The sequence below is a fragment of the Aeriscardovia aeriphila genome (genome assembly GCF_002259595.1).
GTDB lineage: Bacteria > Actinomycetota > Actinomycetes > Actinomycetales > Bifidobacteriaceae > Aeriscardovia > Aeriscardovia aeriphila.
The window spans coordinates 25923-51884 of the sequence record NZ_MWWU01000001.1 but is presented as its reverse complement, the minus strand read 5'-3'; the positions used below and the strand labels follow the sequence as shown (position 1 = coordinate 51884).

General features: G+C 54.2%; 19 protein-coding genes and 1 tRNA gene. 18 read left to right on the top strand and 2 right to left on the bottom strand.

The genetic code is table 11. The features are described from left to right. Window positions 1-40: 40 nt before the first annotated feature. Complete coding sequence (locus tag AEAE_RS00200) at window positions 41-4408, bottom strand: S8 family serine peptidase (RefSeq protein WP_094689171.1); 4368 nt, start codon at window positions 4406-4408, stop codon at window positions 41-43. Between the two features lie 512 nt (window positions 4409-4920). On the opposite strand from AEAE_RS00200, the gene atpB reads away from it, so the two are divergent. The 9 genes from atpB (at window position 4921) to AEAE_RS00155 (ending at window position 13194) form a co-directional block, all read left to right on the top strand. After that, window positions 4921-5814 carry a F0F1 ATP synthase subunit A gene (gene atpB / locus AEAE_RS00195; protein WP_094689170.1) on the top strand — a complete coding sequence of 298 codons (894 nt, stop codon included), beginning with the start codon at window positions 4921-4923 and terminating at the stop codon, window positions 5812-5814. A gap of 121 nt (window positions 5815-5935) precedes the next feature. Continuing rightward, complete coding sequence (atpE, locus tag AEAE_RS00190) at window positions 5936-6163, top strand: ATP synthase F0 subunit C (protein ID WP_094689169.1); 228 nt, start codon at window positions 5936-5938, stop codon at window positions 6161-6163. 64 nt (window positions 6164-6227) lie between these two features. Next, window positions 6228-6785 carry a F0F1 ATP synthase subunit B gene (locus tag AEAE_RS00185; protein ID WP_094689314.1) on the top strand — a complete coding sequence of 186 codons (558 nt, stop codon included), beginning with the start codon at window positions 6228-6230 and terminating at the stop codon, window positions 6783-6785. Window positions 6786-6809: 24 nt separating this feature from the next. Beyond that, window positions 6810-7640 (top strand): F0F1 ATP synthase subunit delta, encoded by an 831-nt coding sequence (locus AEAE_RS00180; RefSeq protein WP_094689168.1) that lies wholly within the window; start codon window positions 6810-6812, stop codon window positions 7638-7640. A gap of 70 nt (window positions 7641-7710) precedes the next feature. After that, entirely contained in the window at window positions 7711-9384 is a 1674-nt protein-coding gene (gene atpA / locus AEAE_RS00175; protein ID WP_094689167.1) for a F0F1 ATP synthase subunit alpha, read from the top strand. Window positions 9385-9387: 3 nt separating this feature from the next. Continuing rightward, window positions 9388-10311, top strand: a complete 924-nt coding sequence (locus AEAE_RS00170; RefSeq protein ID WP_094689166.1) for a F0F1 ATP synthase subunit gamma — start codon at window positions 9388-9390, stop codon at window positions 10309-10311. Between the two features lie 14 nt (window positions 10312-10325). Beyond that, a complete protein-coding gene (gene atpD / locus AEAE_RS00165) occupies window positions 10326-11834 on the top strand; it encodes a F0F1 ATP synthase subunit beta (protein WP_094689165.1) in 1509 nt (502 codons plus the stop codon). After that, window positions 11834-12157, top strand: a complete 324-nt coding sequence (locus AEAE_RS00160; RefSeq protein WP_094689164.1) for a F0F1 ATP synthase subunit epsilon — start codon at window positions 11834-11836, stop codon at window positions 12155-12157. Before atpD ends, AEAE_RS00160 begins: the two co-directional genes overlap by 1 nt. A 209-nt stretch (window positions 12158-12366) precedes the next feature. After that, window positions 12367-13194: an endonuclease gene (locus AEAE_RS00155; RefSeq protein WP_094689163.1), complete on the top strand. Its 828-nt coding sequence runs from the start codon at window positions 12367-12369 to the stop codon at window positions 13192-13194. Between the two features lie 228 nt (window positions 13195-13422). On the opposite strand, the gene AEAE_RS00150 is transcribed toward AEAE_RS00155, so the two are convergent. Further along, on the bottom strand, window positions 13423-14373 hold the full coding sequence (locus AEAE_RS00150) for an FKBP-type peptidyl-prolyl cis-trans isomerase (RefSeq protein WP_244569561.1): 951 nt from the start codon (window positions 14371-14373) through the stop codon (window positions 13423-13425). A gap of 86 nt (window positions 14374-14459) precedes the next feature. On the opposite strand from AEAE_RS00150, the gene AEAE_RS00145 reads away from it, so the two are divergent. The 9 genes from AEAE_RS00145 to AEAE_RS00105 all read left to right on the top strand — a co-directional run bounded on the left by AEAE_RS00145 (window position 14460) and on the right by AEAE_RS00105 (window position 25939). After that, the gene (locus AEAE_RS00145) at window positions 14460-16607 is read left to right on the top strand and encodes a hypothetical protein (RefSeq protein WP_094689162.1); all 2148 of its coding nucleotides are present in this window, start codon (window positions 14460-14462) and stop codon (window positions 16605-16607) included. Next, a complete protein-coding gene (locus AEAE_RS00140; protein WP_094689161.1) occupies window positions 16600-17610 on the top strand; it encodes a DUF8094 domain-containing protein in 1011 nt (336 codons plus the stop codon). Before AEAE_RS00145 ends, AEAE_RS00140 begins: the two co-directional genes overlap by 8 nt. A gap of 70 nt (window positions 17611-17680) precedes the next feature. Beyond that, on the top strand, window positions 17681-18721 hold the full coding sequence (locus AEAE_RS00135; protein WP_094689160.1) for a tetratricopeptide repeat protein: 1041 nt from the start codon (window positions 17681-17683) through the stop codon (window positions 18719-18721). Between the two features lie 172 nt (window positions 18722-18893). After that, window positions 18894-18966 (top strand) — tRNA-Arg (locus tag AEAE_RS00130). Window positions 18967-18993: 27 nt separating this feature from the next. Further along, window positions 18994-21972 carry a type I restriction endonuclease subunit R gene (locus AEAE_RS00125; RefSeq protein WP_094689159.1) on the top strand — a complete coding sequence of 993 codons (2979 nt, stop codon included), beginning with the start codon at window positions 18994-18996 and terminating at the stop codon, window positions 21970-21972. A gap of 1 nt (window position 21973) precedes the next feature. Continuing rightward, on the top strand, window positions 21974-22867 hold the full coding sequence (locus AEAE_RS06870) for a type I restriction-modification system subunit M N-terminal domain-containing protein (protein WP_244569560.1): 894 nt from the start codon (window positions 21974-21976) through the stop codon (window positions 22865-22867). Then, window positions 22768-23763: a type I restriction-modification system subunit M gene (locus tag AEAE_RS06865; RefSeq protein ID WP_244569559.1), complete on the top strand. Its 996-nt coding sequence runs from the start codon at window positions 22768-22770 to the stop codon at window positions 23761-23763. The genes AEAE_RS06870 and AEAE_RS06865 overlap by 100 nt, the downstream gene beginning before the upstream one ends. Then, window positions 23756-24949: a restriction endonuclease subunit S gene (locus AEAE_RS06810; RefSeq protein WP_211277513.1), complete on the top strand. Its 1194-nt coding sequence runs from the start codon at window positions 23756-23758 to the stop codon at window positions 24947-24949. Before AEAE_RS06865 ends, AEAE_RS06810 begins: the two co-directional genes overlap by 8 nt. Before the next feature lie 60 nt (window positions 24950-25009). Further along, window positions 25010-25939 carry a site-specific integrase gene (locus AEAE_RS00105; RefSeq protein WP_094689158.1) on the top strand — a complete coding sequence of 310 codons (930 nt, stop codon included), beginning with the start codon at window positions 25010-25012 and terminating at the stop codon, window positions 25937-25939. The last annotated feature ends 23 nt before the right edge of the window (window positions 25940-25962 follow it).

The window sequence follows — 25962 nt, the reverse complement described above, 5'->3', positions numbered from 1 at the left end:
GTCGATGAAGGAGAGTCGTTCGACCGGTTTATGGAGTTATTCACTCTTCTTCGCCAGCAACCGTGGTGTGGTTTTTGCGACGAAGCAGGGTGAGTGCGGAGCCAGTGGCGAGCAGAACCAGTGCGCCGAGGGCGATGAGGTTTGCGCTTGCACCGGTCTCACCAAGGCGGGAGCGGGATGCTTGAGCAACAACCTGTGGCTTAGCAGATTGCTTGCCACCCTTGCCTGGCTCGGCTGGCTTACCAGGTTCAGATGGCTGACCCGGCTTGCCTGGCTCAGATGGCTGGCCTGGCTTCTGGTCCTTACCAGGCTGCTCAGCAGGCTTCTTCTCCAGAGCATCCATTGCCTTCAAGAGGGCGTCAAGAGCATTGTCGACATCCTCTTGAGTTGCATCTGGATTGGCAAGAACGTCCTGAGCCGCCTTCAAAGCATCTTGCAATGCCTGAGAGGTTTCGTCAGTGTAATCGCCAGGGTTGAGCTTGCCCGCAGCGCCGACTGCTGCTTGCAGGCGGCCACGGGAGACGCCGGAAGCACGAGCGACCAGACCGTTGTAAGCGGTCAGAAGTGCTTGATAAGCATCATCCATGGCCTGCTGGTCAGCATTAGGATCAGCGAGAACAGCCTTGGCTGCTTCGAGTTGCTTTTGCAGCTCAGCGTAGCTGGTGGAAGTCCACTCATCCTTGTTCAGCTGAGAGTACTGGTCAATAGCATCCTGCAACTTCTGAGGGTCAACTGCGCTGAGAGAATCAACATCTGGCTGAGCCTGATCTTCGGCTCGCAGAGCGGTCTTGCCCAAGTTGTGGATGGACAGAACTCGCAGGTCCTGAGCAGAAGAGCCAGTGCTCACCTTCACGCTCTGGCCATCCTGGTCATCGAAGGCAACCTGGCCTGGAGCTTGCGCAGCTGGGTCAGAAACTGGCTCGACCGAAGCAGAGCCTTCCTTTGTGTCAGCAGTACGAGCAGAGGTTGTGCGACGGGCAGCTTGAGTGCCAGCCTTCTTCGAAGTGCGAGAAGCGCCTGGCTCCTCAGAACCTGTGCCCGGCTCGCTTGGAGCTGGGGTAGAGGCGCTGGAGGAAGCAGCCTTTGCGTCAGCCATAGCCTTCTTGCCCTGTTCAGAGAGTGGGCCGAAGCTCAAAGCTGGAGCATAAGGGTTGACCGTGGTTGTTTCATTGAGACCATAGAGATCGATGAAATAGTGCTCAGAGGATGGAACGTAAACAGAACGAGTTACCACGAGGAAGTTGATCGACGGGTTCTGCGTGTCCTTCGTGAAGCCCAAAGCAGACAGCTTGGTGGAGAGCACGAGCTGGTTGGAATCGAACAAGAATTCCTTGTCGATTGGCTCAACATCTACAACCTCATTAGTGTTGAGGTCGTATGTCACTGCTTCAGCGCGATCCAGATTCTCATCTTTGCCTTTGGTGGTATTGATTTCGGTCTGGTAATCCGGGTCGTCATCACCATTCACATCGAAGAAGATGGAAGGCCACATAGCAAGAGTGTAGAAGTTCGACCATGCCTTATCAGTAACGATACCCACAGAGAACGTACCCTGTGATGGATCATCCAACTGTGGGGCAGTGGAGGAGTAGCCAATAGCGCGCAAGTCGCCAGAAGCCTTGGAAATCTGACCGTTCGTATTCAAGTCGCCGCTATAAGCGTTGATAGGGTCGTCAGCAACCATGACCATTGGGTACAGCTTGGACTGGTAAGCTTCCTTACCTTCACCCTGGTTCACACCGTGACCAGAGAGAGTGAGCTTGCCACCAGCATTGAGGCCCTTCAGAGAAGTTTCCGTCTCTGACAGTGGGCGAGGAGCGGAGGAAACTGCAACGCGCAGGCCGACAGCAGCAGGGTCAGAACCAACAGCTGGGCTCACAGGAGTGAGCTTCACCACACCAGAAGCATCAGTCACATAAGCACGGTCGCCGCCGAGAACCTGTGGCTCCATGTTCTTATCGAGAGTGTGACGCAGAGCAGCCTGGTCAGCCTTCAGGGTGACAGAGAGCTTTGCGGTGCCGTGAGCTGGAACAGTGACCTGGTTAGCAGACAGAGTGTACGAAACACCTGGGGTTTCAGTACGTGCCAAGTACTCAGCACGGTAGGAACGCTCAACATCAGAGTTGTTGGAAACGACGAGTTCCTTCGTCTGAGTCAGTCCTGCTTGAGGAACCTGAAGAACGCCGAACTGAACAGTTACAGCCTCGGTATCAGTAGAGCTGATCTGAACCTGGTTGTTCACAGCAGCCAAAGCATCCACACGGCCAGTACCCACGCGAATAGGAGCTTCAGCCGCGCTGCGAGTAGCGTTGAGAACATCGTGATCAGCCGTGTTGACAATCTGGGCCTTGACTTGCTGAGCAGTGAAGCCAGGGTGAGCTTCGCGGACCAGAGCGGCGATACCAGAAGTCAATGGGGTAGCCATCGAGGTACCCGACATCACTTCAAACTGGTTACCAGACTCAGCCGAAGCGGAGATGATACCAACACCAGGAGCAGCAACATCAGGCTTCACCGTGCCATCGTGAGAACCGTGCAGGCCGCGAGAGGTGAAGCTTGCCACTGTATCCTCAAACTCGGCGGAGTAATCAGCATCCTTAGCGTGCTTCAAAGAAGAAGCGAGAGTGACCTTCAGCGTGCCATCGTCGATAGCCTTCTGAAGCTCCTCATTCTGGGCAGCAGACTTCACCAACTGCAAGCCTGGAAGCGTTGCGTTACCGGCGATACCAGCTTCTGGAATGTCGTGTTGAGAGGCGAAGAGGATGCCCACGGCGCCAGCAGCTTCAGCATTGTTGAAACGCTTACCAGAGCCGCACTTCACGTCCTTGTCGTCCCACTCAACGTAGGCGATCTTGCCAGCAACGCGAGCTTTGTCTTCATCAGAGTATGCAGAGCAGCCATCGAGGTTAGCAGAATCCTTGACGCGGACAACCTCAGTGGATTCCACATCAAAGTCGCCAGAAAGGTCTGCAGAGTACTGACCGGCGAGCAGCTGTCCCTTCAAGGAAGCTGGGCCTTCGTCGACGCGCAGAGCATCCTGAACCGTCTTACCAGAGGAGGAAGCAGCAACGGTCAAAGCAGAACGTGCGCCGCCCGGGTCACCCAGCATGTCGGTGATATCGCCGTCGTTGCCTGCAGCAATGACGGAGAGAACACCGGTAGCAGCCAAGTTGTCAACAGCATCGTTTTCTGGGTCATCTGGGGTACCGAAGGAGTCACCCAACGACATGGAGACGAGAGAAATCTTGTCTTCTTCGGAAGCAGTGAGATTGTGCTTGGCAATCCAGTCGAGAGCCTGAAGCGTCAGGTCAGTGGAGCCGCCGTAGTCACCGAACACCTTCAAAGCGTAAACGCCAGCTTGTGGGGCGGAACCTGGGGCAATGCGCATGCCAGAAACGTCGCCGTTGGTGAGCTTGGTGTAGTCACCGCGGAAAGTGGTTCCGTCAGCGTTGACACCAAAGCCGAGAGAAGTTCCAGCGACGTGGGTGCCGTGGTGGCCGCCAGAACCATCGATCGGGTTTGGATCAGGCGTTGGAGTCTTGACCTTCTTGCCGTTATAAGCAGCGCCTGCGAAGTCGTAACCGCCCTTGAACTTGGCAGGGTCGAACAGGCCTCTGAGTGCAGGGTTAGTCAGAGGGTCTTCATCTTGAGCTTGGTATGCCGTGTCGTAAGCGTCGGTAGTTCCTGCGCCGCCGAAATCAGCGTGCGTGTAGTCAAGGCCGGTGTCGACGATGGCCACGTTGACGCCCTTACCCGTCTTTCCTGTTTGGCTCCAGGTATTGACGGCGCGCACCAGATTGTCAGAATTCTTATTCTGAGGGCTCTCTGGACCACCGGAAACGGTGACACCCTTCATGTCAGGGTCGCTGGCAACGGAAGCGGTGTGCTGTGGCAGTGGAACAACGCGCAACACGTGGGAAGAGTTGCGTGCAAGCTTAAACAAGGCCTGAGAATCTGCTTGAACTGCCAAACCGGAGATGGCGTAGCTCGTGGTGTACTGAACTTTTGCCTGTGGATCGAGCTTCTTGAGCTCAGCTTCTACGCTTGCTGCAACACGGGAAGCCTTGTTTGCAGAGGCTTGGGCTTCCTGGTTGGCGCTCTTCTCTTGATTGGCAGAAAGGCTGAGCTTACCGTTGAGCTTCTCTGCCTTCTTTTCGATGCCAGACTGTTGCACAAGCTGGATGAATGCAGCCGTCGTACCTTGTGTTTCGCGTATCTTCTTCGAAACGTAACCTTTCTCGGCTACGAGTTTTGCCAACGCTTCCTTTGACCTTTGCTGGGAAGCAGCGGGCGACTTTGCTGTCGATTCTGCTGCTGCAGCGGTGCCAGGAAGAGTAGCGAACATAGAGGCGGCTGCGAGAACTGCGATGGCAGCTGTAGCAGACCTCGAGTGTGGTCGTTGACTCATATATTCTCCTCAATCAATCGGTTCACGCGCACCGGCCGCACCAAAACAAGAACAGTGGAGGTGGCGATGCCTCGCGCATTGGTAGTTAGCTTACGTTTTCCTGGGAGGATTATCAGTACTTGTTACTTCAGCTAATCTGATAACAGCTGCAAAATGTGTGAGATCATAGGCTTTTCTGAGTCCATGTACAGAATTTTGTAACATTTTTGAAAAATTACTCGTTTCACGGGTTATCAGCTTGAGTGATAACCCTGATGTAAAGTTTTCGTATTTCAAGCAATCAGTACCGTACTTGCACATGGCGTTCATGTTTTCACACTAGCGGGTGAGTAATTACTCACGACAACAGCCTTGTTTCCTGATAATCTCAAGCCGACACGCCTTATATGTCCTTTAACGGGGAACACGTAGGGGTAAAGTAAGGCGGAGCGATCACGCGAGGTGGCCTGCGCTAGGTGCCCTGAGTGTACCGAGTGCAAGAGCCCCCGTGCTCAACATCTACAGGAGGCGAAATGGTTTCATTCGTTGGCTTGACGACGGCTAGCGGCCTGATGCACCTTGCATCGGCAAAGCAGCCAGATTACCCGACGATCGAGGACTTCCTCCCCAAGCCAGCCCTATTCGCTGGCACACCGTTCGCGATTAACCGCATCATCTTGATCCGTATCATCCTCACCGTCGTTATTCTGGTGGTTCTGGGCCTTACGGCAAGCCATGCGAAGCTCATTCCTAGCAGATGGCAGTCCGTTGTTGAATATGGTCTCGATTTCGTCCGTGAAAGCATCGTTTACGACGTGATCGGCAAGGAGAGGGGTAAGCGTTACGTTTCAACGATTACCACCATCTTCTTCTCCATCTTCATCTTCAACTTGGGCGCTGTCATCCCGTTTGCGAATATGGCTGCAACCGCGACGATCTGCGCACCTCTTGTTTTTGCCTTGTGGTCTGTATATAACTACTGGGCAGCTGGAATTAGGGCTCATGGATTGGGTGGCTTCTTGCGCGAGGAACTCTTCCCTGCCGGAATCCCCTGGCCAATCTACATCCTGCTGGCTCCGATCAATTTGATCGAGATCACGCTGATTCGCCCGTTCTCCCTGACAGTTCGACTCTTCGCCAACATGCTCTCTGGCCACTTGCTGGTCGGCATGTGCTTGGCGGCGACTCAGTTCTTCTTCATCGAGACCAATACCAAGATCTTTGCACCATTCGGTGTGCTGACCCTGGCAGGCGGTATGTTCATGACCTGCTTCGAAATCTTCGTTGCCGGCCTGCAGGCGTACATCTTCTCCATTCTCACGGCAAGCTACATTTCGATGAGCTTGGGTGAGGAAGAGGAAGAAGAGGATAAGAAAGTTTCTCAGGCCGCTCAGCCTGCTGCTCAACTGGCAGCTGTTAGCGCTTGAGATTATCAGTACAACTTTTTTCCGGCATGGCCGGAAAGGCCGGTTTCACCGGCACCGAAAAAATTTTCCGGCACTGTGCCGGGCGAGGAGCAAAGCTCCTCTTGTGTGAGAAAGGGAAACAATGGGTATCGCTACTCTCGCTGCTGTCTCTGGTAACGTCGACATTCTTGGTTACGGCCTCGCTGCTCTCGGCCCAGCAATCGCCATGGGCTTGATGACTGCAAAGGCTTTGGAGTCTACCGCTCGTCAGCCAGAGGTTGCTGGCCAGCTGCGTACGCTCATGCTTCTGGGCATCGCATTCGTCGAGGTTCTCGCCCTTCTGGCATTCGTTCTGTGCTTCGTCAAGTGATTTGCCCCTCAGGGTTTATTACGAGCACGACGAACAATAACGAACGCTAAAGGAGGATGCTGTGCTGACACAAGCTGCGTCCGGAATTGACTTGTTCCTTCCGGAAACATATGACATTGTCTGGTCGCTGGTCATCCTCGCCATCCTGATCTTCTTCTTCGCCAAGTTCTTCATGCCAAAGATGAATAAGGTTCTCGACGAGAGGGCCCAGCGCATCCAGGGTCGTATGGACCAGGCAGAACAGGTGCAGAAGGAAGCTGAAGAGCTCAAGAGCGAGTATGAGCAGCGCTTGGCAAACGCCAAGAGCGAAGCTTCTCATATTCGCGAAGACGCTCGCGCTGAGGCATCTCACATTCGTGAGGATGCTCGCTCCAAGGCTGATTCTGCTGCTAAGCAGATCACCGCCAACGCTCAGAAGGCTGTGGAAGCGCAAAAGCTTCAAGCTATGAACGCTTTGCGTGATGAGCTTGGCCAGATGGCAACTGAACTTGCTTCCAAGATCGTTGCTCAGCATTTGGAAAATGATCAGGCCCAGTCCGATATGATCGATTCTCTTTTGGATTCGATGGAAAAGGACCAGGATTCGGCGCAAACCAGCACGAATAGCACGAATAACCAGTGACGAGCAGAAAGGAAAGGAGCAGACATGCGCGGTGAAACCTCGCAATTGTCCGATCGCCTGGCAAGGGATCACTTTGCAGCTTCCCTTGAACAGCTCGGTGACGGCTCACTGACAGTGGGCAAAGAACTGTTTGAGCTCTGCTCGCTTCTGGACAATAATCCAGCACTGGAAGATAAGCTCACCGATCCGTCTCGCTCAGATGAAGAGCGCGCAGCTTTGGCTCGTCGCATTTTGGACGAAGCCCACGCTCAGCCTCTCACCCACGAGATTATCGATGACCTGGTGAGAAGGCCATGGAGCCAATTCTCTGATATTGCTAATGCAGTAGAGGATTTCGGAGTTGACGCCATGATGTATGCCGCTGACGCTCGTGGAGCAACCAAGATCATTGCTCTTGAGTTGGCTTGGCTGCGCAGCTCAATTTTGAACCTGCCGCAAGTGAGGACGAATCTCTCTGATCAAACGGTGGATTCGAGTGTGCGTGTGAAGTTCTACGACACGATCTTTGGCAACTCTGGTCTGCATGAGATCTCTGACATGCTCGCCAGGCACGCCACCCAAGACCTGCGCAACCGCCGTTATGCGGATACTCTCTCCTGGATGATCGTCAAACTGGGTCATCATTTGCGTGAGCGCGTAGTCTCGGTTACTTCTGCCGTTGCTTTGAGTGAAGAGCAGATTGCCAGGATTAAGAGGATCTATGCGGCGAAGTTGAACCACAAGGTCCATGTGAATGTCATCGTTGATCCGAAAGTCATGGGCGGCTTGCGAATTCGTTCCGGCCGTGACGTGACGGATACCACCGTGGCAGGTCAGTTGAATAACCTGCGCGCGAGCTTTGGAGCCAGGGCTTGATGAGCCTGACTGATAATCCTGAGAAACGGATCGAACTCAACGGTGAAACTAACGCGAAAAGGAGTGATACATGGCTGAACTGACCATCAATCCAGCCGACATCAGGAAGGCCCTGAACGACTTCGTCGACTCCTACAAGCCCTCGGATGCACCGACCCAGGAGGTCGGCCACGTCAAGACTGCAGGCGACGGTATCGCCCATGTGACCGGGCTTCCGGGCTGCATGGCCAACGAGCTGTTGACCTTCGCTAACGGCGTGCAGGGTCTGGCCTTCAACCTGGAGGAACGCGAGATCGGCGTGATCGTTCTCGGCGAGTTCTCTGAAATTGAGGAAGGCATGGAAGTGCGCCGCACCGGCGACGTTCTCTCCGTGCCAGTGGGCGACGCTTTCCTTGGCCGCGTGGTGAACCCTCTGGGCCAGCCAATCGACGGCTTGGGTGAGATTAAGGCCGAAGGTCGCCGCGTTCTGGAAGCTCAGGCTCCAGACGTTATGCACCGCAAGTCTGTCACCGAGCCTTTGCAGACCGGTATCAAGGCCATCGACGCTATTACGCCAGTGGGCCGCGGTCAGCGCCAGCTCATCATTGGTGACCGTCAGACGGGTAAGACCGCTCTGGCTCTCGACACCATCATCAACCAGAAGGCTAACTGGGAATCTGGTGACCCGAAGAAGCAGGTGCGCTGCATTTACGTGGCTATTGGCCAGAAGGGTTCCACCATCGCCTCGGTGCGTTCTGCTCTCGAGGATTCCGGTGCTATGGAGTACACCACCATCGTGGCTTCCCCAGCATCCGACCCAGCAGGCTTCAAGTACATTGCGCCATACACCGGTTCTGCAATCGGCCAGCACTGGATGTACAACGGCAAGCACGTTCTCATCGTCTTCGATGATCTGTCCAAGCAGGCAGAAGCTTACCGCTCTATTTCCCTGCTGCTGCGTCGTTCCCCAGGCCGTGAGGCATACCCAGGCGACGTGTTCTACCTGCACTCTCGTCTGCTCGAACGCTGCGCCAAGCTCTCTGACGACTTGGGTGGCGGCTCGATGACTGGCCTGCCGATCATCGAAACCAAGGCAAACGACGTGTCTGCATACATTCCAACCAACGTGATTTCCATCACTGATGGCCAGATCTTCTTGCAGACTGATTTGTTCAACTCTAATCAGCGTCCAGCTATCGACGTCGGCATCTCCGTTTCCCGAGTCGGTGGTGCAGCTCAGGCAAAGGCTTTGAAGAAGGTTTCTGGAACCCTGAAAATCTCTCTGTCCCAGTACCGCTCCCTGCAGTCCTTCGCCATGTTCGCTTCCGATTTGGATGCCGCTTCGAAGGCACAGCTGACTCGTGGCGCTCGCCTGATGGAAATGCTCAAGCAGCCTCAGTTCCATCCCTTCAGCATGGAAGAACAGGTTGTCAGCATTTGGGCTGGCACTCACGGCAAGCTGGACGATGTTGACTTGGTCGATGTGGCCAACTTCGAATCCCAGCTGCACGCTTATGTGGCTTCCAACACCAAGGTGATGGACACCATTCGCGAAACTGGTGACCTCTCGGCTGAAACCGAGAAGCAGTTGGCTCAGGCTGTGGATGACTTCCGCGCAACCTTCATCTGCCATGACGGCCGCCCACTGGTCGACGCCAAGCAGCAGGTTCAAGAGCCAACTGAGGTTCGCCAGGAGCAGATCGTTCGCCCAAAGGCTGACGATTCCAACGCCTCTGCTGATCGTTCTGCTGCAAAGGAGAACTGATCCATGCCATCTCAACTCGCACTGAAAAAGCGCATTGCATCCACAGAATCTCTGGGAAAGATCTTCAAAGCTCAGGAGATGATCGCTTCTTCGCACATCGCCAAGGCTCGTAAGGTCGCCCTGGATGCAAAGCCGTATACGGATGCGCTCAACGACGCGATGCTGAGCTTGGTCGCCCACACGGATATCGATCACCCGATTTTTAGGCAAGAGCCGGATAACAACCATGTAGCGGTTTTGGCAATCACCTCTGACCGCGGCATGGCCGGCGCTTACACTCCGAATATTCTGCGCGAAACAGAAGGCCTGCTCGCCTCTTTGGATAAGCAGGGTAAAGTTCCACAACTGTATGTGGCAGGCCGGCGCGGTGTGAGCTACTACAAGTACCGCAACCGCGACTTGGAAGGTACCTGGGAAGGTGAATCTGACCATCCTTCTGTCAAGCTCGCAAGTTCCATCTCCTCCAAGCTGCTGGAAGCCTACATGCGTCCAGCAGTGGAAGGTGGTGTTTCGGAGCTGTACATCGTCTACACCGAGTTCGTGAACCTCGTCGTCCAGAAGGTGCGCGTGCTGCGCATGCTGCCGATCGCACTGGTAGACGATGAAGGTGGCGAGATCAGAGACCAGATCAACGGTAAGAAGATCGAACACCGCCCTATTCCGCTCTACGCATTCGAGCCGGATGCCAAAACGGTGTTGGACACTGTGCTTCCGTTGTATGTGCAGTCTCGTATCCACGAATGCTTGTTGACTGCTGCTGCCTCGGAAACGGCAAGCCGACAGAACGCTATGCATTCGGCCACGGATAATGCGAACAAGCTCATTGATCAGCTCACCTTGGAAGAGAACCAGACTCGCCAAGCACAGATCACGCAGGAGCTGACCGAGATCGTTAGCGGCGCCGACGCGCTGAAGAAGAAAAAATAAGGAAGTGGAGCATCATGGCTCAAACAGCTGTTAAGCAGGATGCCACCGAGGCCACGAAGCAGGAAGCTTCGGAGGAGAACAAGAACGCTTCTAAGGGCCGCATCGTCGCTGTACAGGGTTCTGTGGTCGACGTTGAGTTCCCGGTGGGCCACATCCCGGATATCTACAATGCTCTGAAGGTGAAGATCAACCCTGCTTCTCAAGAAGAGGGCGAGCAGCTTCAGACCATCACCCTTGAGGTCGAGGAGCACATCGGCGACTCTGTGGTGCGTTGCATCGCTTTGAAGCCAACCGATGGCCTGGTCCGCGGCTCTGTTGTGGAGGATACCGGCAGCCAGATCAGCGTTCCAGTTGGTGATGTGACCCTGGGCCACGTTTTCGACGCTACTGGCGACATCCTCAACAAGAAGGAAGGCGAGCAGATCAAGGTGACCGAGCGCTGGAACATCCACCGCGATGCCCCAGCCTTCGACCAGCTCGAGCCTCGCACCCAGATGTTCGAAACCGGCATCAAGGTGATCGACCTTCTCACCCCATACGTTCAGGGCGGCAAGATCGGCCTGTTCGGTGGTGCAGGTGTGGGCAAGACGGTGCTGATTCAGGAGATGATTCAGCGCGTTGCTCAGAACCACGGTGGTGTGTCTGTGTTCGCAGGCGTCGGCGAGCGTACCCGTGAGGGTAACGACTTGATCGGCGAGATGACTGCTGCAGGCGTTATCAATAAGACCGCTTTGGTGTTCGGCCAGATGGATGAGACCCCAGGTACCCGTCTGCGCGTGCCGCTGACCGCTCTGACTATGGCAGAGTACTTCCGCGACGTGCAGAACCAGGACGTGCTGCTCTTCATCGATAACATCTTCCGCTTCACCCAGGCAGGTTCTGAGGTGTCGACCCTTCTGGGCCGCATGCCTTCCGCAGTGGGTTACCAGCCAAACTTGGCAGATGAGATGGGTGCTTTGCAGGAGCGTATTACCTCCACCAAGGGCCACTCCATCACCTCTCTGCAGGCTGTGTACGTCCCAGCAGATGATTACACCGATCCAGCTCCAGCGACGACCTTCGCTCACTTGGATGCAACAACCGTGCTTTCGCGTGATATCGCCTCTCAGGGTATTTACCCGGCAGTGGACCCTCTGGCTTCCACCTCGCGAATTCTCGACCCTCGTTATGTGGGCAAGACTCACTACGAGTGCGCTAACCGCGTGAAGGCTATTTTGCAGCGCAACCGCGAGCTGCAGGACATCATCGCCCTGATCGGTATCGACGAGCTGTCCGAAGAAGATAAGACCACGGTGAACCGCGCTCGTAAGATCCAGCAGTTCCTCGGTCAGAACTTCTACGTGGCAAAGCAGTTCACCGGCCTCGAGGGCTCTTACGTCCCAGCAGATGAGACGATCGAAGCCTTCACTCGTATTTGCGACGGTGTGTACGATAAGGTCCCAGTTCAGGCCTTCTCCCAGATCGGCGGCATCGAGGACCTCGAGCGCAAGTGGCACGACATGCAGAAGGAATACGGTGAGTGATGACAGACGATTCCGTGAAGGCCTCGCGCAAACAGTTTGACTTGAACCTCGTGGCAAGTGATCACCCGGTGTTCACGAGCCCGGCGAAGTTCGTTGTCATTCCTGATGTCGCTGGTTCGATGGGCTTTTTGCCAGGGCATGAGCCTGTGCTGACCATTTTGGGAAAGGGCCGCGTGCGGATTGTCGATGCTGAGGGTAACCGTCACTTCTTCGACGTCGATGGTGGTTTTGCTTCTTTCGACGAGAACAAGCTGACTGTTGCCGTTCCGCATTGCTCTGAGGAGCTGCATGCCGCTCACACTTCTGCTGGCGAGCAAGCCTGAGTAGAGGCCGCTACCGGTACCTCTCGCTGGGCGGCCTCGCTGGCCGTTTAGCTTCTCGTGCGGGCCGTTTGGCCTGAGTTTGTGGCACTTGAGCCAGTTTTTAGCCTCTCTCTTCGGGGAGAGGCTTTTTTAGTGCTCAAGATTATCAGTGCAGTTCATCGGCTCCTTTTGGCGTGTGCATATTCGCTGGCCTCGCTAGCCTAGAGTGCATGCGCATTATTGTTGGAGTTTGCGAAGCTGAATACACGGGCCGCCTCAACGCAACCCTGCCGAGGGCGAAGCGAGTGCTGATGATCAAAGCCGACCAATCAGTGTTGATCTTTTCCGAGCTGGGCTCGTATAAACCGCTGAACTGGATGGCAGCTCCGTGCACGATCCACGAAGTGACAGCCGACAACAATGACGACGAGGACTCGGCGACTCGTGACGACAATAACTCGGAGAGTACCGAAGTTGAGAATGTGAAGAGTGACGACGACAGTTCAGTTGGTGCAGGGCAGAGTAAGCGCGCTGATAAACTTGAGGACCCTATGGCTGAGAGTGCTGAGCCGATCGTGACTTTGCGCGTACAAGCAGCCAAGAGCGACGACCAGCTGGTGATTCGCCTCTTTAGCAAGGAAAGCGACCAGACTTTCGACCTCGGCCAGGACCCTGGCCTCGTCAAGGACGGTGTGGAAGCGCATCTGCAAAAGCTTTTGGCCGAGCAGATTGAGCGCATTGGTGAAGGCGCGACTCTGGTGAGGCGCGAGTACCCGACGCCGATAGGGCCGGTCGATATTATGGCGAAAAATGCGCAAGGCGAAAATGTGGCTATTGAAATTAAGCGCCACGGCGGCATTGATGGTGTCGAGCAGCTGACGCGCTATGTGACGATGCTGAACAAGGATCCGCTGCTAGCGCCGGTGCATGGCATGTTCGCGGCGCAGACGATCACCCCGCAGGCGCAGACTTTGGCGCAATCTCGCGGGTTTGCGACCTTGATTTTGCCGTATGACGAGATGAAAGAGCAGCCAGATTCCGCTCTCACGCTGTTCTGAGGTGAGGCGCTGGCTAGGGAGCTCTCTGACCGGGTCGGGTCACTGGCTGGGTTGCGCGCTGGGTGTCTGACCAGGCGTGCCAGCCAGCCCGGGCCCAGCAAAAGCCCCATTGTGCGCATAAAAAAGCGGCCCCCGAAGGAGCCGCCACAATTTTCAGTTGCGATGAAGCGCGGTGATAATCTCAAGCGATGCCGAAGGCTTGAACTTTGCCGCTACTGCGCGCAGCTGTCAGTTCGCCGAGAGAATGTCGACGACGAAGACGAGCGTCGAGTTGGCCGGGATCTTGCCGGAAGCCTGATTGCCGTAGCCCAAAGACGGTGGAACGACGAGCAAAACCTGCGAGCCGACAGTCTGGCCAGCCAAGCCCTGAGACCACCCCTTCACCACTTGGTCGAGGGAGAACTCAGCGCTTTGGCCGCGATCCCATGACGAATCAAACTGCTTGCCGTTCAGAAGCCAGCCCGTGTAATTGACGGAGACGACAGCGTGCTCGCCAACCTTAGCACCCTTACCTTTGATGAGAGGTTGAACGACGAGCTTGTCGGAACCCTTGTAGCCGTTCATATCGATGCTCGGCTTGCCCTTCTTGTCAAGCGTCACCTTCGGCAGGTTGGCTGGAATGTCGCTCACCTTGTCGCCCTCGGCACGAGTGAGGTCCTTCTCGGCGGAAATCAGCTTCATGACGGAAATGTAAGCGTCATCAGAGTTGGCCGAGCTGGTCTGCGAGCCGGAGGAGGAGCCTGGGATTCCCATGGCCCACATGTCGCCGAGCTTGGCGCTGAGGAACAGCTTGCGGTACTCACTGCTAATCTGCTTGGTTACTTTCACTGTGCAGTCGAGCTTCTTGGTGGAGAAAGTCTCTGAAACGGCCTTGCCGGTACGCGCGTTCACCACGTCGGAGTAGAAGCAGAGGCGCTGGCCATCCTTGACGTCGGCACCCTTACCCTGCTCAAGGGTTGCGATAGAATTTTGCGAGATTTTCAGTGGCTTCTTAAACTCCAGCTGTGGCACGCCCTTCTTGTCGTAGCCCTTCAGCTTGACGCCTTCGAGCAGCGGAATGCCGGAAGCTTTGGCAGCAGTTGCAGCCGGGTTATCGTTGCCGCAGCCGATCATGGCGATGCTCATGCCCAAGGCGAGTACGCCGGCGGCGATACGAGTGATGACATTACGTGATTTCATGTTTTTAAGCCTACTCGTAGGTGTAGCGCAGCAGCTTTTTCTCAGATTATCAGCGCCTTTACTCGCTTCTCGGTAGGATAGAAGGTATGAAGAATGATCAGATGAGTGCTAGTGAGGCTGAGACGCAGGTGCTGCGCCCTGTCAGTGAGGCTGACCCTTCCCCCAAGAGTACATCTCGCAAGAGCGAATCTCATGAGGGTGCATCTGGGGAGGAAGCAGCTGCTGAGGGCACGTCCGCTGAGAGCACATCTGCTGAGAGCGCGGAGTCGGCAGCTGAAGCTGAATCGGCCACCGAGGCTGAGCCAGCTGAGGGTGCTGAACCAGCCGAAGAGCCTGCTCAGGCTGATGACCAGCAGGATTCAGCTGATTCAGCTGAGCAGCCATCTGATCACGAGGGAGCTGAAGAAAACTCCAGCGAGAGCGCTGACGAAGATTCTGAAAAGGCTTCTGAAGAGGGTGCTGAGGAGGGCGACGCAGAACCCGAGCATAAGCCCGAAACTGTCGAAGAATATCGCGAACTTGAAGAGAAGAAGCGCAAAAAGCGCAGTCTGGGCCTTCACCGCGATGGCGACGAAAGCCAAACACAGAAAAACTTCTGGGCCGACTTCAAACGCGCCCGCCAAGAACGCCAGGCAGCCAAGCGCGGGGAAGGTAGCACACAGCGGCAATCACACCACACTAACCAGGAAGCAAAGAAGGCGAGTGCACGAGCTCGCAAGATCGTTGCTCCAGTAATTGCCGGTGTTGCAGTCGTCCTGGCAATCTTGGGCCTTATTACCCAATTACGGTGGAACAACGACCCCTGGGCGCGCCCCGAAGCGAGCCTCACCACTCGCTACTCGGTCACCGACACCGGTGTGCTGCCGCTGATCAACAATGCCGTGCAAATTAAGGCGACGAGTAGCAACGACATCTGCGTTGCCCTCACCAGCTCTACCGACGCCGAAGGCTGGATTGCCGGGCAAAAGTACACGCGCATCACCGGCACCCACTCCTGGACGCAGCTGGCCACTCAACAAGCCACCGCACCAAAAGCGCGCAACACCAAGGTTGACGAGCAGCAAGTACCGCTTTTCAAGGATTTCGACTCTTGGCAGCGCGTCTCCTGCGGTAAGCAGGTCACGCTCAACTGGAAGGGTGACAAGACGAGCGCCGACGTGCTCATCATCGACGCCAACCCTAACTCCAGTCTGACCGGTTCGCAGTCTGCCTCGCCGGTAACCTTGCAGATGAGCTGGATTCGCACCGACCTCAACTCCACTGCACGGCTTTTGTGGCTGCTGGCCGCTCTGGTCGCGCTGCTGGCGGGCATTGTGGCGACGATTTTCGCCCTCGCGCCTCGCCTGCGCCGCAAGCCGAAGCGCCTGGTCGATGCCGAACGCATGCCGGCCCAGATGGAAGGCACGGAGGAGATTAAGGTCGCTGGTGACGACGCTCCTCGCTGGGCGAATGACCACGTGGTGAAGGAACGTAAGCGCGCTCGCCGTCACGTCTCCTCTCATCGCGCTCAGTCCGACACAGGATTATCAGGATTCTTCAAGTCGATTACGCGCAAGCCATCCTCTGCAGTGGGCTCATCTCAAGCTTCGGGTGCGGCAACCGGCCCGAACGTGGTGGATGTTCGCGGCGCTAACTTCGTTCAGCGTATGCAAGAGCAGACGGGTGTGATTCAGCCAGTCTCGATGGGTTCTGCTTCGGCTGCTGTGCTGGGTGCTTCGGCTGCTGCTGGTGCTTCGGGCAGTGCTGCTCACAGTGGGGTAGGTGCTTCATTCACTGCTGCTGATGCTGCTACCACGCAGGTGATGAAGCCGATTAATGCTTCTGCTATTGCTGGCACTGACGGTACGGATATGGGCACAGGTATGGGCGAGGGCTTCGCCGCTGGCTCGGATGCAAGCGCGCCAATCACTGGCGGAACCTACCAGCGCCCGAGCGACGCAGACATCCAAGATTACCTGCGCAGGCTTTCCGAAGAAAAGCTCGGCACTCAGGGCTTGGAAGAGTCTGGTTTGGACTCCGAGCTGCACGTCTTCCTGCAAAAGGACGATGCGGCAGACAGCGATGCCGCCACCGATGCCGCCACCGATGCCGCCACCGACGAGGTGGCTGACGCAGCCGCCGCAGCTGACGCTTCCGCAACCGGAGAAACCGCAACCGAGGGTGGCTCGGACGAGATGAAGAGCGCTGATAATCTTGAGCAACACAAAACTGACCAGGAGGCAAACAATGAGTAAAGCTTGGAAAACCAGCCTTACCAGCGTCATTGCCCTTGCCAGCATGATGAGCCTCGCCGGATGCGGGCAAATGAGCCCCTCCACCACGACGACTCAGGTCAGCACCGACGTGGTGAGCAAGCCGGCAGTATCGCTGAGCAAGGCCAAGCAAATCGAAAAGGCCATTTTCGACGCGATCGCCGCCGCCGACGAAAAGAAAGACCCAACGCTGCTCAGCCCGCGCGTCACCGGCCCCGAGCTTGCCATTCGCACCAGCCAGCTCAACATCGAAAAGCAGACCAACACGAATGATGCTAAAATGGTCATTCCTCACACCATTCGCCAGCGCGTTCTGCCCATCGCCACCGGCTGGCCGCGCGCGATCGTGACCATCACAACCACCACCGACGACCAGCAGTCGGAACGTTTGCTCGTGATGCGCCAGCCCAATGGCCAGCAGAACTACTCGCTGTGGGGTTTGGTGCGCCTGTTCTCCGGCGTGAAGTTGCCGAAGTTTGAAATTCCGTCGATCGGCACTCGCCAAGGCACCTTGGAGGATTCCGGCCTGCTCATGACTCCTCGCGAAGCTGTCGCAGCCTACGCCTCGAGCTTGGAGAACCCGACGGGCGACATGCCGAAGAAGTTTAGCGACGACCAGTTCCGCAAGAGCTTGGCGGACCTCGTTTCCTCAGTCGATGAAGGCGTGAAGGCCAATAAGGGCGAACAACACCAGATTTTCACTCCGGATTACAACTCTCTGGCCGTTGTCCGTTCCGCTGATGGTGGTGACCTCGTCATCGCGGCGATTAACTCCGAATGGACGCGCTCAGCAGGGGAGGGCCGCACTTCTGGCCCTGCTTCTGACGCAGAAAAAGCGTTGTTTGGTAACCAGGAGGCGACGGCAACAATCCGTGTGGAATACACCAATGTGGTTGCTCTCTACATTCCACCGGCTGGTTCGAAGGCGACGATTCAGGCTGTGGGCGCTGAGCGCCAGCCGATTTCCGCTGAAGCCGTGAAGTGAGCGCCCCTGCGCTGCGCACCACGTGAAACAGCGCTGATAATCTTAAGAAACTCCCAAAAAAGAAGGCAAAATGGCAGATAAACAGGAAAAGATGAACGTGGGAATTTCGCTGGCAGGTGCCGTCGACTTGAGCACCGTCGCCCACCATGTTGACGCCAAGCCAGGCGAGAAGGGCGGCGCGCCGAAAGCTGGCGGCTATACCATCGACGTGACCACCGAAAGCTTCGAATCGGTAGTGCGCAGTTCGCAAACCTACCCGGTGCTCCTGTACGTCTGGATTGCTGACGATGACAGGCTTTTCAAGCTCACCGAGGTGCTGCACAAGGCCGTTGACGCGCAGAAGGGTGGCATTCAGCTGGCTCGCATCGATGCCAAGAAGTACCCGGCCATCGCTCAAGCCCTGCAATTGCAAGGCGTTCCGGCCCTCGTGCTGCTGCTGGGCGGCAGGCCAATCCCAATTACCCAAGGTGTTCCTGACGCTTCTGAGCTTGCGCAGATGGACCGCGTGGTCGCGCGCCTGGTTGAGCTTGCCCATAAGCAAGGCATTTCTGGTACGGCACCTCACATGGAAAGTTCCGACCAAGATTCTCAGGACTCTGAATCTTCCGCTTCTGACGGTTCGGACGGCTACGGTACCGCCCGTATGGACGCGCAAGCGGATGCTGCACCGAGCGAAACCAGCGAAACCACCAACGCCAATGTGCCACCAACCCACCAAAAAGCGCATGATCTCGCCGCTCAAGGTGATTTCTCCGGCGCAGCCCTCGAATACGGCAAGGTTTTGGAAGCAGACCCGAGCGATCGCATCGCTGCACGCGAGCACGCGAAGGCACTCTTACTCGCTCGATCTGCTACTGCCAACGTGAACAAGGTGCGCGAGGCTGCTGCCGCCAACCCAGATGATGTGGATGCGCAGTTGGCCGTTGCGGATGTTGACCTGATCGGCGGTTTTGTTGACGACGCCTTCTCGCGCTTGCTCGACTTTGCTGCCAGCCACCGTGAGGCTTTGGATGAGGTGAGGAAGCGCCTCGTGTCGTACTTCCCCATCTGCAGGGATGACGACCCTCGCGTTGCTCGCGCCCGCCGCCGCTTGTCCGTGCTGCTGTACTGAGAAGTGCTAATCTCAAGCCAAACTGCTGGACAAGAAAACCTGAGCTTGCAGGGAAAGCGGTACTTTTCCCGCCTGACACTTTCGCTGCGATACAGCGAAAGTGTTAGAGTTGAGCTTGTGCTGGTCGCGTCATCTTTTGTATGGACTCTTTGACATGGCCAGCACTTTTTATGGGCCCGTAGCTCAGTGGATAGAGCGTCTGTCTCCGGAACAGAAGGTCGCGCGTTCGACCCGCGTCGGGCCCACTCACCCCATCGACGTGAGGAGTCATTATGACACGGGTGTCAGAGTTGGAGCTGGAGAATCTCTTCATCGAGCGCTTGGAACAGATTGGCTATGAGTACGTCGATCTGCATACGTACCAAGACGTCCTTGATAACTTCCGCGTTCAACTCGCCAAGCTCAATGCGAAAAAGCTCATTGAGGCCAAGGGTGAGGCAAGCTTCTCCGACTCTGAGTTTGAGCGCGTGATGAACCATGTCGACAAGAAGTCGGTGTACGAGTCGGCGAAGATTCTGCGCGACCAATGGGTGCTTACGCTCGACAATGAGAAAACCGTCTATTTAAGCTTCTTTGACTCGATTTGGGACAATAACACTTTCCAAGTTGCCCACCAAATCACCATGGACCCCGCTCATCGCAACGATGTGGTGTATAAGAACCGCTATGACGTCACCGTCCTGCTCAACGGCCTTCCTGTGGTTCAGATTGAATTGAAGCGTAATGGCGTTGATATTAACGAAGCGATCAATCAGATTAACAGGTATCGCAGTTACTCCTTCAAAGGCCTTTTCCACTTCCTGCAGCTTTTCGTCGTGTCGAACTCGGCTTTGACTAAGTACTTCTGCAATGAGAATGAAACGGTTAACGGTGTACCGAACAATATTTTGAAGTCGCTCGTCTTCTTCTGGACTGATGAGCACAACAAGCGTATTAACAGGCTCGAAGAGTTCACCGCCACCTTCTTCCAGCGTGCCGCTCTCGTGGAAATGATCAGCAAGTTCATGGTGATCAAAACCACTGAGCCTGTGCTGATGGTAATGCGCCCGTATCAGATTTTCGCGGTGAAGGCAGCTATGAAGCGCGTCATCGTTGAAAATAAGAACGGATACGTCTTTGCTTGCACAGGCTCGGGTAAAACACTGACATCCTTTAAGCTCGCCCAGCTTTTGCGCGACCAGCCCAGGATTGACAAAGTGATTTTCCTCATCGACCGTAAGGACCTCGACGACCAGACGGTTGATGAATATAACTCTTTCGAAGCAGACAGTGTCGACGGCTCTACCTCGACGGCAGTGCTTGTCAAGCAGCTGAAGCAAGCCGACAGAAAACTGATTGTCACCACCATTCAAAAGATGGCGACCGCAGTGCGTAGCGAACGCTACCGCGATCTGATGGAAAGCTACCGCGATAAGAAGGTCGTCTTCATTATCGACGAATGTCACCGCTCTCAGTTTGGCAAAATGCATCGCGATATCGACCGCACCTTCCGCAACGCCAATTACATTGGCTTCACCGGAACCCCGATTTTCGAAGAGAATAGGGGAAGTGCGCGCCAAACCACAGCAGACATTTTCTCCGCAGGCGACAAGCTCCCAGCGTGCTTGCACAAGTACATGATCAAGGACGCCATCGCCGACGGCAATGTTCTGCGCTTCTCCGTGGAGTTTGAGAATTCCATCAAAATTACCGATGTTGCTGCTCCAGGTGTTGACCCTGAGAAGCTTGACGACCCACAGTACTGTGCAGAGCATGATATCGACATTTCCCCGCTCTACCATGCCCCTCAGCGCATTGAGAAGGTTGCAGAACATATTTTTGCCCATCACGATCAGCACGCCATTCAAGGAGCAGACACGTACACCTCGCTCTTTGCTGTTGACTCGATAGAAACTTTGGGCAAGTACTATGACGTCTTCAAGGCCCTCAACGAGCAGCGACCAGAGGAAAAGCGATTCCGCCTTGCTGCTATTTTCTCCTACGCAGATAATGAGGATGCTCCTGATAATCCTGCGATGTACCTCGACCCTCAAGCCGATACGTCAGAAGGCGACCAGCAGCTTGCACCAGTGCAAAAGGAGAACGCGCAAATGCTTCTCCAGCGCATCATGAACGACTACAACCAAGAGTTCAACACAGCTTACGGCCTCGACTCCTTCGATGCTTACCGCAAGGATATTTCCAAGCGAATGAAGCAAAAGGAGCTTCCACAAATCGACATCCTGCTGGTCGTCAACATGATGCTGACTGGCTTCGACGCGAGAACACTGAATACTTTGTACTTGGATAAGAACCTCGTGTGGCATTCGCTCGTTCAGGCGTACTCGCGTACCAACCGTGTGGATAAGCCAACGAAGCAGTTTGGCCAAATTATTTCTTACCGCAACATCAAGAAGGCACAGGATGACGCTTTGCGCCTGTTCTCAGGTGATGGCGACCCTAACTGCATCGTGCTGGAAAGCTACCCGGAATACCTCGAGCGCTGGGTTCGCAATGTTGCTCACGTCAGGTTGGTTGCTCCGACGGCTGATATGGCTTTGAACTTGCAGGCTGAAGACGATATTCGCGAGTTTATTGTTAATTTCCGCGCTCTGGCAGGAACGCTGGCTACGCTGAAAACCTTCTCGCAGTTTGATTGGCACGACCTCTCTGTTGCGATGGATGAAGAAGAGTTTGAAGTGTATAAGTCGGCATACTTGTACTTCTACGATCAAACGCGCGTTCAGGATGATAAGAAGAAAGCGCCAGTTCCGGTTGATGTTGATTTTGAAATCGAACTCGTGCGCACTGACCGCATCAACGTTATGTATATTCTGGGCTTGCTGAAGGAAGCAAAATCCAGCAAAAAGACGGCTGAGGAGCGCGAGCGTGATATTGACCTCGTCAAGCGCGAAATTGAGCGCTCTGATAATGCTGCTTTGCGTGCCAAGAAGGACATTATTGTGGGCTTCTTGGAGAACGTGTTCTATGAGCTTCCCGAGGATGCGAATATTTCTGAGGCTTATGAGGAATATGAGAAGCAGGTGCTGCAGCACGAACTCGAGGCTTTCGCTCAGGAGAACGGCTTGAAACCGGAGGATGTTCAGCACGTGTTCACTGAGCATAACTTCCGCGGTGAGCTCTCCGATGAGGACATCCGTAAGGCACTCGAGCCGTACCACTTGGGCTTGTTGAAAGTGATCAAGCTGATCAAGGCTCTCAAAGAATTTGTGAAGCAGGAATCCCTGCGCTTCCAGGCTGAAGGAGAATAGTATGACGGATAAGCACTCTGTGGTGGAAAATCTCGTTGATAACGCTGTCAGCGATGAAAAGGCTCACATGCCCACGGAAACTTCTGAGAGAAACCCTGAGGGAACTTCCAACGAAGCTTCCCAGGAAACTTCTGAACAGAAGGAAGCTATCTACCGCGACCAGGCCGCCGCACTGTCCAGCAAGCTGTGGGCCATTGCCAACGACCTGCGCGGCAACATGGATTCTACCAAGTTCCGCAACTACATTCTGGGCACTATTTTCTACTCCTACCTTTCGCAGAGCACAGAAAACTACATGAAGAACCTGCTCAAGAATGAGGATTCTGACATCACTTACGAGCAGGCATTCGCTGACGATGACTACCGCCCGGCTGTGGAGCAGATGTCGCTGGCTGGCTTGGGCTTCATTATTAAGCCGGAGAACCTGTACCGCGAGCTTGTTCGTAAGATTGTCAGTCCTCGCGATGACGCTGACCGCTTCAGCATTGAAGATTATGAGCGCGCGGTCAACGAACTGGTGGGCTCCACTATTGGCCAGCCTTCAGAGTCGGATTTCTCTGGCTTGTTTAACGACATGAAGTTGCAGGACCCCGATTTAGGCGATTCTGTTGCTGACCGTACCGCTCTCATTTCCAAGGTGATTCTGCGCGTCAACGAGCTGGATTTGCATGTTGCCGACCAGCAGTTCGATGTTCTTGGCACTGCATACATGATCTTGATCGGTAAGTTCGCTTCCGACGCGGGCAAGAAGAGAAGAGTGGTGAGTTCTTCACTCCGGCTGGCCCGTCACGCTTGGTGGCAACTTTGGCTACTATCGGCTTGGATGAGGCGAAGACGGTGGGCGATTGCACCTGCGGTTCTGCTTCCATGTTGCTCGAAGTGCAGAAGCATTTGACGAAGCAGCGCGTTGGTCATTTCTATGGTCAGGAAAACAATGCAACCACGTACAACTTGGCTCGCATGAACATGCTCATGCACGGCATTGATTATCAGAACTTTGACATTTACAAGGGAGATACTCTTCGTGAGGATAAGTATGGCGATGTGAAGATGACGGTTCAGGTGTGCAACCCGCCGTATTCGTTGAAGTATGATGCGAACCCTGCTTTGTTGGATGATCCTCGTTATTCCGGCGCTGGCAAGCTTCCTCCCAAGTCGCACGCTGACTATGCTTTCGTGGAGCACATGCTCTACCACATGGATGAGCAGGATGGCCGTGTGGCTGTGCTGTTGCCACATGGTGTGCTTTTCCGCGGTGGTGCTGAGCAGACGATTCGTGAGTACATTGTTCGCGATTTGAACCGTTTGGATGCTGTTATTGGTTTGGCTCCGAACCTCTTCCATGGCACATCTATTCCTGTGTGCTTGCTTGTGTTGAAGAGCAACCGTGGGGCGAATGAGAATAACATTCTCTTCATTGATGCTAGTAAGGAATTTAAGCCTGGTAAGAACCAGAATTCCTTGACAGATGAGAACATTTCTAAGATTGTCAACGCTTATGTTGCGCGTCAGGACGTTGATAAGTTCGCTCATGTTGCCAGCATGGATGAGATTGCCAGCAACGATTACAACCTCAACATTCCTCGCTACGTTGATACGTTTGAGGAGGAGCCACCAGTTGATTTGGGTGCTGTGACTCGTGAGCTGAGTGATATTGATTCTCAGATGATGCAAAAGCAGAAGGAGCTTTTGGGTATGGCTCGCCAGCTGCATTCTGACGACGCTCAACTGCAGGCAAACCTTGATTCCTTCGTTTCATTCTTGCAGAAGAAGGTCGGCTCTGATGAGTGAAAAATCAACTCCTTCTGTGCGTTTTGACGGCTTCACGAACGATTGGGAGCAGCGAAGAATCCAGGACTTCTGCAAAGTTACGAGTGGCGAATTTGTTATCAAGACTAAGCAAGATGATTCTTATCCTTACCCGGTCTACAACGGAGGGAAAACTAATACTGGATACTACAGTGAATACAATCAGACAGGGAACAAAGTCATTATTAGTGCCAGAGGAGCTGCTGGCTTCGTAAACCGTTCAGCTACGGCTTTTTGGGCTGGCAACAGCTGCCATTCTATTGAGGTGTTGGATGAGTCTGATTGGATTTTCCTCTACTATGCGTTAAAAGTTAGAGAAAATCAACTTATTCGTGATCAGCAGACTGCAACAATTCCTAGTGTTTCCAAAAAGCAAGTTCTGGAGACAACAGTTGCGTTGCCTTCCGTCGAAGAGCAGAAAGTAATTTCTTCTTTCCTCGGATCCATTGATTCCACCCTCACTTTGTGTCGGCGAAAATTTGATCTTCTCACGCAAGCGAAGAAAGCTTTGATGCAGCAGATTTTCTCTCGCAAACTGCGCTTTAAGGCTGATGATGGCTCTGATTTTCCGGAGTGGGAAGATCGACGATTCTTGGAATTAATAGACAGAATCATCGATTATAGGGGTAAAACTCCGAAAAAGATTGGAATGGAATGGACTCCAGAGCCGACAAAATATCTCGCCCTCTCTGCACTAAATGTAAAACAAGGATATATTGACTTTGCTGTAGATCCTCACTATGGAAATAAAGCTTTATATGACAAATGGATGACAGGTAACGAATTATACCCAGGAGAGGTTGTGATCACTACTGAAGCTCCCATGGGGAATGTTGCTCAGATTCCTGATTCTGAACCATATATCCTAAGTCAGAGAGTTATTGCTTTTATTCCGCAAGGTGATCTTGTTTCAGATGATTACCTAGCTTGTCTTTTGCGATCTCCGCAAGTACAAAATCAACTACGTATCCTCGCTACTGGGGGAACAGCACAAGGAATTAGTCAACGATCTCTAACTCGAGTAAAGGTTACTATTCCTTCTCTTCCTGAGCAGCATAAGATTGCTTCTTGTTTGAGTTCTGCTGATGCACTTATCGATCAGGCTCGTGTTGAATTGGAGCAGTGGCGAGAGGTGAAGAAGAGTCTGCTTCAGCAGTTGTTTGTGTAGGCAGTCAGCCGTGCATACTCTCCTGTGCAATTGTTCCACCGATTTCACAGGAGATGTATTATGGCTCGATATCCGAGTAAACAATTGTTTTCCACCTATTACGCGCACTGGATTCACCTCTACAAAGAAGGCGCAGTTCGTCCTGTCACGTTGCGCAAGTATGAGAAAACTCTCGACCACATCACCCAGCTTGCGCCCAACCTGCACTTGCACGAGTTGAACCGGGCAAGCTACCAGGCATTATTGAACAAGTATGCTCAAACTCACGAGAGGCAAACGGTGATGGATTTCCACCACCACGTGAAAGCAGCCATTCTTGACGCTTTAGATGATGGTTTGCTTGTTCATGATCCTACTCGTCGAGCGGTCATCAAAGGGCGTGCTCCCAAAGCAAAGAAAACAAAATTTCTCAGCCTTTACCAGTTGCAGTTGCTGTTGCGCCACTTGCACTTGGGCTCGCAACCAAGTTGGGATTGGTTTATTCTCGTGGTGGCGAAAACCGGTTTGCGTTATGCTGAGGCTCTTGCTCTCACTCCTGCTGACATTGATAGAGAACACCAGATTATCAGCGTGACCAATTCTTGGAATTATAAAAGCAGTACGGGTGGTTTTCAGCAAACAAAGAACCCTACTTCAGTGAGGAAAATACCTGCTGATTGGAAACTGATTCATCAGTTAACCACCCTGTGTGAAGGAAAGTCTGCTGATCAGCCGATTTTTGTTCCTGAGGGTAAGCGCGTGTTCAACTCAACAGTGAACGACATTCTCGAACGCTACTGCACGCAGTTAGGAATTCCCGTAATCTCTATCCACGGGTTACGTCACACTCACGCTTCACTGCTGTTGTATGAAGGTGTATCGATTCCGAGCGTTTCCAAACGTCTGGGACACGCGGATACGACGACCACAGAGAAAACCTACCTGCACATTATTCAAGAGCTGGAAAATCAAGACCGTGACAAAGTCATGAAACACTTAAGCCAACTCTAAAACAATGAAGGTTTCTGCCTCCT

Coding starts and splice junctions, on each gene's coding strand:
- AEAE_RS00200 (WP_094689171.1), bottom strand. CDS start 4,408: ATGAGTCAACGACCACACTCGAGGTCTGCTACAGCTGCCATCGCAGTT.
- atpB (WP_094689170.1), top strand. CDS start 4,921: ATGGTTTCATTCGTTGGCTTGACGACGGCTAGCGGCCTGATGCACCTT.
- atpE (WP_094689169.1), top strand. CDS start 5,936: ATGGGTATCGCTACTCTCGCTGCTGTCTCTGGTAACGTCGACATTCTT.
- AEAE_RS00180 (WP_094689168.1), top strand. CDS start 6,810: ATGCGCGGTGAAACCTCGCAATTGTCCGATCGCCTGGCAAGGGATCAC.
- atpA (WP_094689167.1), top strand. CDS start 7,711: ATGGCTGAACTGACCATCAATCCAGCCGACATCAGGAAGGCCCTGAAC.
- AEAE_RS00170 (WP_094689166.1), top strand. CDS start 9,388: ATGCCATCTCAACTCGCACTGAAAAAGCGCATTGCATCCACAGAATCT.
- atpD (WP_094689165.1), top strand. CDS start 10,326: ATGGCTCAAACAGCTGTTAAGCAGGATGCCACCGAGGCCACGAAGCAG.
- AEAE_RS00160 (WP_094689164.1), top strand. CDS start 11,834: ATGACAGACGATTCCGTGAAGGCCTCGCGCAAACAGTTTGACTTGAAC.
- AEAE_RS00155 (WP_094689163.1), top strand. CDS start 12,367: ATGCGCATTATTGTTGGAGTTTGCGAAGCTGAATACACGGGCCGCCTC.
- AEAE_RS00150 (WP_244569561.1), bottom strand. CDS start 14,373: ATGAAATCACGTAATGTCATCACTCGTATCGCCGCCGGCGTACTCGCC.
- AEAE_RS00145 (WP_094689162.1), top strand. CDS start 14,460: ATGAAGAATGATCAGATGAGTGCTAGTGAGGCTGAGACGCAGGTGCTG.
- AEAE_RS00140 (WP_094689161.1), top strand. CDS start 16,600: ATGAGTAAAGCTTGGAAAACCAGCCTTACCAGCGTCATTGCCCTTGCC.
- AEAE_RS00135 (WP_094689160.1), top strand. CDS start 17,681: ATGGCAGATAAACAGGAAAAGATGAACGTGGGAATTTCGCTGGCAGGT.
- AEAE_RS00125 (WP_094689159.1), top strand. CDS start 18,994: ATGACACGGGTGTCAGAGTTGGAGCTGGAGAATCTCTTCATCGAGCGC.
- AEAE_RS06870 (WP_244569560.1), top strand. CDS start 21,974: ATGACGGATAAGCACTCTGTGGTGGAAAATCTCGTTGATAACGCTGTC.
- AEAE_RS06810 (WP_211277513.1), top strand. CDS start 23,756: ATGAGTGAAAAATCAACTCCTTCTGTGCGTTTTGACGGCTTCACGAAC.
- AEAE_RS00105 (WP_094689158.1), top strand. CDS start 25,010: ATGGCTCGATATCCGAGTAAACAATTGTTTTCCACCTATTACGCGCAC.